Annotated in this window: 1 protein-coding gene; it reads left to right on the top strand. The window is 66.1% G+C overall.

The window, feature by feature from the left end:
• Positions 1–4941 (top strand): glucoamylase family protein (locus tag Q0L57_RS05585; protein WP_296739234.1); only part of this gene is annotated, 4941 nt, incomplete at its 5' end.
• Positions 4942–5168: the final 227 nt, after the last annotated feature.

Below are 5168 nucleotides of genomic sequence, written 5' to 3'. Positions count from 1 at the left end.
ACCGCCATCCATACCGAGGCGGCGTCGCCGAAGAGCGATGTCATCGCCGACTGGGCGGCGCGGCTGGAGGCGACTTGCGAGGCGCATGTGCACGACTCGCACAATGACGAAAGCGCGGTCTCGGCCCTGCGCGCCAAGCTGCTGGCGATGCGCGAGCGCTGCCGCCGGTTCGCCTTCGAGATGGATTTCTCCTTCCTGATGCGGCAGGAGCGCAAGCTCTTGTCGATCGGCTACCGGGTGGAGGATCGCCAGCTCGACGAGGCCTGCTACGACCTGCTCGCCTCCGAGGCGCGGCTCACCAGCCTGTTCGCCATCGCCAAGGGCGACCTGCCTACCGAGCACTGGTTCCGCCTCGGCCGGCCTATCGTCGAGATCGGCTTCCAGGGCGCCTTGATGTCCTGGTCGGGCTCGATGTTCGAGTACCTGATGCCGCCACTGGTGATGAAGGAGCCGCAAGGCTCGATCCTCAACCAGACCAGCAAGCTCATCATCAAGCGCCAGATCCAGTATGCGCGCTCGAAGAATGTGCCGTGGGGCATTTCGGAATCGGCCTACAACGCCCGTGACCGCGAACTCACCTACCAGTACACCAATTTCGGCGTGCCGGGCCTCGGCCTGAAGCGCGGTCTCGGGCAAAACACCGTGATCGCGCCTTACGCCACGATCCTCGCCGCGCAGTTCAATCCGCGCGAGGCGGTGCAGAACCTCAAGCGCTTGCGCTCGATCGGCGCGCTCGGCCGTCACGGCTTCCACGATGCGGTCGATTTCACGCCGCAGCGCGTTCCCGAAGGCACCGACCACGCTGTCGTGCTGAACTACATGGCACACCATTCCGGCATGTCGATCGCCGCCGTCGCCGACGCCATCTTCGAGGGCCGGCTGCGCGAGCGCTTCCACAGCGACCCGGTGATCGAGTCGGCCGAGCTTCTGCTCCAGGAGAAGGCGCCGCGCGACATCCCGACCGCAACCGTCAGGACAGAGGCCGACGAGCGCGCCAAGGACGAGACCGAGACCGAGAGCCCGGACAGCCGCGTCATCCTCGATCCGATCAAGGCGCTGCGCGCGACCAACGTCATGTCCAATGGCCGCTACTCGGTCATGGTCACGGCCACCGGCTCCGGCTACAGCCGCTTCGGCGAGCTTGCCGTCACCCGCTGGCAGCCCGACCCGTGCGAGGATCGCCTCGGCTCCTACATCTTCCTGCGCGACACCGCGAGCGGCGACTGGTGGTCGGCGACCGCCGAGCCGAAGCGCGCCGACGGCGAGCGCGTCCAGACATTGTTTGCCGACGACAAGGCGAGCTTCACCAAATCGGTCGGTTCGCTGCGTTCGGAAGTCGAATGCATCGTCATTTCGGAAGGCAATGGCGAGGGCCGCCGCATCACCCTCTATAATGACGGTTCAACCGACCGGCACATCGAGGTGACTTCCTTTGCCGAGCTGGTGCTCGGCTCGGAAGCGAACGACAACGCGCATCCGCTTTTCTCGAAGATGTTCGTCGACACCGAGATCGCCGCCAACAATGGCGCGATCTTCGCCACCCGGCGCAAGCGCGACAAGAACGACCCCGACCTCACCATGGTGCATTTCGTCACCGATCCGTCGGGCCCGTCTCGCGACGCCGAGGCCGAGACCGACCGACGCGCCTTCATCGGCCGCGGCCGCACCATCGCCGACGCGGCGGCTTTCGATCCGGGCGCCAGGCTCAGCGGCAATCACGGCTTCACGCTCGACCCGGTCGCGGCGCTTCGCCGCCAGGTTCGCGTTCCCGCCAACAAGAAGATATCGCTGACCTTCTGGACCGTTGTCGGCGCCGATCGCGCCGAGCTCGACGAGGCGATGGGCCGGCTCGACCATCAGGAGAGCTTCGCCCGCCAGGCCATGCTCGCCTGGACGCGCAGCCAGGTGCAGACGCGCCATCTCGGCCTCAGTCTCACCGACGCCGCCAACGTGCAGAAGCTGGCGCGCTACCTGATCTATCCCGATCCGTTCCTGCGCTTGCCGGCGGACTCGATCGCGCAGGGCCTCGGCCGCCAGTCGAGCCTGTGGCCGACCAGCATCTCCGGCGATTTCCCGATCTTCCTCGTGCGCATCGGCGACGTCGCCGATCTCGAGATCGTCGCCCAGGCGCTGCGCTTCCAGGAATATATGCGCGCCCGCGGCATGATGATCGACTTCGTCGTCGTCAACGAGCAGGCGTCTTCCTATGTGCAGGACCTGCAGCGCGCCGTGGAAACCCTGTGCGAGAACAGCCGCCTGCGCGGCCGCGAGCTCGGCCCGCGCCAGCACATCTTCGCCGTGCGCCGCGACCTGATGGACGAGCCGACCTACAAGACCTTGCTCTCGGTCGCGCGCGTCGTGCTGCACACCCGCAACGGCACCATCTTCGACCAGCTCGAACGGGCCGATACGGCGGCGCTTCAGGCACGCGACGCCCTGCTGCAGGCCGAAGGCGGCACGCCAAGGGAGCCTTCCGCGCCATTGCCGGTGCCTGTGCCGGCAAGCCAGGGTTCGGCCGATATCGCCGCCGACGGCAGCGGCCTCAGCCTCTGGAATGGCTTTGGCGGTTTCGACGGCGACGGCCGCCACTATGTGACGCGGCTGACCGGCCGTCGCACGACGCCGCAGCCCTGGATCAATGTCATCTCCAACGCCTCGTTCGGCTTCCATGTCTCGGCAGAAGGCGCCGGCTTCACCTGGAGCCGCAACAGCCGCGACTATCAGCTGACGCCCTGGTCGAACGATCCGGTGTCGAACCGGCCGGGCGAGGGCTTCTATATTTTCGACCACAACAGCGGCAAGGCGTTCTCGCCCATGGCCGCGACGGTGCGCGACGCTTCGATGACCTACGAGACCTGGCACGGCCAGGGTTTCTCGACCTTCCGTTCGAAGCGCGGACCGTTGGCGATGGACCTGACGCAGGTGGTCGATGCGGCCGATCCGGTGAAGATCACCCGACTGCGCATCCAGAACACCGGTTCGGCGCCGGCAAGGCTGCGCGTCTATGCCTATGCCGAATGGGTGCTGGGCGGCCATCGCTCGCGCACGGCCGCCACCATCGTGCCGACGCGTGACGCGGCCACAGGCGCGCTTTTGGCGCAGAACCCTTACGGGCTCGACTTCGGCGACCGGGTGGCTTTCCTTGCCGCCGGGGGCGAGGCGCATTCGGTGACGGCCGATCGCAGCGAATTCCTCGGCCGGCACGGCACGACGGAATATCCGCAGGCGGTGCTCGGTGGACTGGGCCTGTCCGGCCGCATCGAGGCCGGCGACGATCCCTGCGCGGCGATCGCCAGCGATGTCGACATCCCGGCCGGCGGCGACGTGACCTTGTTCTGGCTGCTTGGCGACGCGGCCAATCCCGCCGAGGCGAGCGCGCTGGTGCAGACCCATCGCCGCAAGGACTTCGACCAGCGGCTGACCGACAACGAGCACGCCTGGCGCGGCTTCCTGGATACCATCCAAGTCGAGACCCCCGACGAGGGGCTCGATGCCATGGTCAATCACTGGCTGCCCTATCAGGCGGTCGCCTGCCGCATCCGCGCGCGCTCGGCCTTCTACCAGGCGAGCGGCGCCTTTGGCTTCCGCGACCAACTGCAGGATACTCTGGCGCTCCTGGCGCACGATCCGAAGCTGGCGCGGGACCAGATCCTCAACGCCGCGCGCCGGCAGTTCCCGGAGGGCGATGTGCAGCACTGGTGGCTGCCGCGCACCGACGCCGGCGTGCGCACCATGATCTCGGACGACGTCGTGTGGCTGGCGCATGCTACGGCCCGCTACATCGAGGTGACCGGCGATGCCGCGATCCTCAAGGAGCAGCTGCCCTTCGTCGACGGGCAGCAGCTCGGCGAGGGCGAGCATGACGCCTTCTTCACGCCAGAAATCACCAAGACCACCGCTTCGCTCTACGACCATTGCGCGCGGGCGCTCGACCTCGCGGTCAAGCGCAGCAGTCCGGCCGGCCTGCCGCTGATGCTCGGCGGCGACTGGAACGACGGCATGAACCGCGTCGGCGAGGGCGGCAAGGGCGAGAGCGTCTGGCTGGGCTGGTTCCTCTTGAAGACGCTGGGCGACTTTGCCCCCATCGCCAGGGGGCAAAGCGACGCCAAGCGGGCGCAAGCCTGGACCAAGCACGCCGATGTGCTCAAGCGGGCGCTGGAAAGCACCGCCTGGGACGGCCAATGGTACCGGCGCGGCAGCTTCGACGACGGCACGCCTCTGGGATCGCACACCTCCGACGAGTGCAAGATCGACTCCATCGCCCAGTCGTGGAGCGTGCTTTCGGGCGAGGGCGATCCGGCGCGATCGACCACGGCGATGCAGCAGGCGACGAACATGCTGGTCGACGACGAGCTCAAGATCATCAAGCTGTTCACGCCGCCCTTCTCCAAGACCGAAAAGGACCCAGGCTACATCAAGGCCTATCCGCCGGGCGTGCGCGAGAATGGCGGCCAGTACACCCATGCCGCGACATGGTTCGTCATCGCGCTTGCCGAGATGGGCAATACCGACGAGGCCTATCGCTGCTTCTCGATGCTGAACCCGGTCAACCACGCTTCCGACGAGGCGGCGGCCGAGCATTACCGTGTCGAGCCCTATGTGGTGGCGGCCGATATCTATTCGGGCGAGGGCAAGGGCGGTCGCGGCGGCTGGACCTGGTACACCGGCTCGGCCGGCTGGCTTTACCGCGCTGCGGTGGAAGGCATCCTCGGCATCGAGCGGCGCGGCAAGCAGATCACGTTCAGGCCGAAGCTGCCCAGCCACTGGGATGGCTATGCCGCCACGCTCAAGATGTTCGACGCCGAGATCAAGGTTCGGGTCGTCCGCGACAAAAAGACCAAGTCGATCTCGCTCGAAGTCAACGGCGCGAAGACAAAAACGGCGTCCTTTGAGCCGAAAGCCGGCGAGAAGACCGAGGTCGTCGTCAAAATACCTGCGTAAAATCAATGGCTTGATTTAGAAGCCGCGCATCCTCCGGGATGCGCGGCTAACTTCATTCTTTACTTGGCCCGAGAACCCGGCGGCTGCCCTTTGCGGTCTTTTAGGGCCGGCTAAGCAAGCGCCTGGTGATTAAAAATGTGGCAGAGCGAGGCAACTGCCATTATTTTGCCGCAAGGCTGACATTTCACCTTTTATCTCAAACCGTTAGGTGATCACGTCAGATTTCG

Source organism: Mesorhizobium sp., assembly GCF_024509055.1.
Taxonomy (GTDB): domain Bacteria; phylum Pseudomonadota; class Alphaproteobacteria; order Rhizobiales; family Rhizobiaceae; genus Mesorhizobium.
The sequence above is the reverse complement of the archived record's forward strand: the minus strand, read 5'-3'. Positions and strand labels throughout refer to the sequence as shown.